Origin of the sequence: Falsigemmobacter intermedius (genome assembly GCF_004054105.1) — a bacterium.
Lineage (GTDB): Bacteria > Pseudomonadota > Alphaproteobacteria > Rhodobacterales > Rhodobacteraceae > Wagnerdoeblera > Wagnerdoeblera intermedia.
Window position 1 is genome coordinate 1 of record NZ_SBLC01000109.1, and the last position, 2457, is coordinate 2457.

General features: G+C 59.3%; 1 protein-coding gene. It reads left to right on the forward strand.

All coding sequences use genetic code 11. From position 1 onward, the window contains the following. A partial coding sequence (locus EP867_RS19280; protein WP_128491051.1) for a UvrD-helicase domain-containing protein occupies positions 1-2453 on the forward strand: 2453 nt, incomplete at its 5' end. Between the last annotated feature and the right edge of the window lie 4 nt (positions 2454-2457).

Sequence of the window (2457 nt, forward strand, 5' to 3'; positions counted from 1 at the left end):
AATTGCGGGAAAGGGCTATCGAGCGTTTCGTCACGGTAGAGCTGGAGCGCTGGAAGGAGTTCTTTGACACAGTCGAGAGCAAGCCTTTGACGCCTGAACAGCGCCTTTCCATCGTGGTCGACGAAGATGCCACCCTGGTCCTGGCAGGTGCCGGATCAGGCAAGACAAGCGTCATAACAGCAAAGGCTGCTTACCTTCTGCGTGCTGGCATCCGGCCGGCCGAAGAAATCCTGCTTCTCGCCTTTGCGAAAGATGCCGCGAAAGAGATGTCTGAGCGTATCGAGGCCCGCTGCGGCATGCCGATTGAGGCACGCACTTTCCACGCGCTGGCCTATGACATCATCGGCTCGGTTGAGGGGGCCAAACCGCCGCTCGCCGCCCATGCGACGGATGATACTGCGTTTCTCGATCTGATCCGGCAGATCCTGCGCGACCTCATGACAAAGGTCGCCGAAGTGGCAGGTGCCTTGATTTCATGGTTCACTGAATTCCTTGTCGAGCAGAAGGACGACTGGGATTACAAGACCAAGCACGACTATTACAAGCAGTTGGAAAAGCTTGACTTGCGCACCCTGCAGGGTGAGCAGGTCAAAAGCCGCGAAGAGCTGAGCATCGCCAACTGGCTTTACCAAAACGGCATCGCCTATGAGTATGAACCGGATTACGAGCGTAAGGTCGCAACCGGCGGGCGGCGCAACTACACGCCCGATTTTCGCCTGACCGACAGCGGCGTCTACCTTGAGCACTTCGGCGTGCGGCGTGAGCGTGCCCCCGACGGGACGGAACGCTTGGTCACGGCCCCCTTCGTCGACCGCGACGAATATCTCGAAGGGATGGAATGGAAGCGCCAGCTCCACAAAGGTCAGGGGACCATCCTGATCGAGACCTTCAGCTATGAGCAAAAGGAGGGGCGCCTGCTGGAGGCCCTTCAGGAGAAGCTGGCCCCCTACATCACAATCAACCCCCGCCCCGCCGCGGAGATCTTTGACCGGGTGGTGGAGCTTGGTCAGGCCGATGCCTTCACGCGCATGCTCGGGACATTCCTGCGGCAATTCAAGAGCGGTGGCTACTCGGTCGCGCAATGCCTCGAGAAGTCCCAAGTCCTGAAGCTGGGCAAGCGGGCCCAAGCCTTCCTGAAGCTTTTCGAGCCGGTCTATGCGGAATACCAGCGCCGCCTGGGCGACCGCATCGATTTTGAGGATATGATCCTGAGGGCCGCGCATTACGCCGAACAGGGCCGCTACCTGAGCCCGTTCAGGCATATTCTGGTTGATGAGTTCCAGGACATCTCCCAAAGCCGCGCGCGACTGATCAAAGCCCTGAAAGCCCAGCATAGGGATGCCCGCATCTTCGCCGTTGGCGATGACTGGCAATCGATCTACCGCTTCGCGGGTTCTGACATCCACATTATGCGGAACTTCGGGCGCGAATTCGGCGGGACGTTTGGCAAGCAAACCGACGTGCATCGCAGCGTGGATCTGGGACGCACCTTCCGTTCCGTCGACAAAATCGCCTTGGCCGCGCGTGGGTTCGTGCTCAAGAACCCGGCGCAGATCGTGAAAACCGTGGTGCCCGCAGGTGTGGCCCCGCGTCCCGCCATCCAAATCGCCTGGACCCGCAAGGGCGGTGATGAAGCTACACTGTCGGGCGTTCTGCAAAGGTTGGCGGGCCTGCCCGCCCCTGAAGGCCGCAAGACTTCTGTGCTGCTGTTGGGGCGTTACCGCTTTATCGATCCCGGCCTATACCAATTGCAAAAACGCTTCCCGCAGTTGGCCCTCAGCTTCAAGACCATCCATGCCTCAAAAGGGCTGGAGGCCGATCACGTGGTGCTTCTGAAGGCGGATGCAGGCCGTGTGGGATTCCCATCGGAAATTGCCGACGATCCCCTTCTCAGCCTGGTCTCGCCCGAAGCAGAGCCCTTTGAAAACGCCGAAGAGCGCCGCGTGATGTATGTCGCAATGACACGTGCCCGCTCGACCCTGACGATCATCGCTTCCGAAGCCCGCCCTTCGGCCTTTGTTCAAGAACTTCTTGCCGATCCCTTCTATGATTTGGATGCGCCTGCGAGCAAGGAAGGCGAAGTCGAGACCTGCGCAGAATGCTCGGGACGCATGTTGCCTGATCGCTCGAAAGAGGGCGGATTGTATTACCGATGCGAACACGTCGCGCATTGCGGCAATATTCTCCCCGCTTGCCCATCATGTGGTTCCGGGCTGCCGATCCGCGACAGCCGTCACAACCGCTGTTCAGCCTGTGCAGTTGAGCAGCCGGCCTGCCCATCCTGCAACGGCGGGTGGCTGGTAAAGCGAGATGGGAAATTTGGTGCCTTCTACAGCTGCACGAGGTTCCCTGCCTGCAGCGGCAAGGCGAAAGTCAAAGAGATCGAAGAGCCCATTGTGATTTTCCGCGCAGAACTGACCCGGGATTTCCATCGAGAAGTGACCCACCTTTGATTAT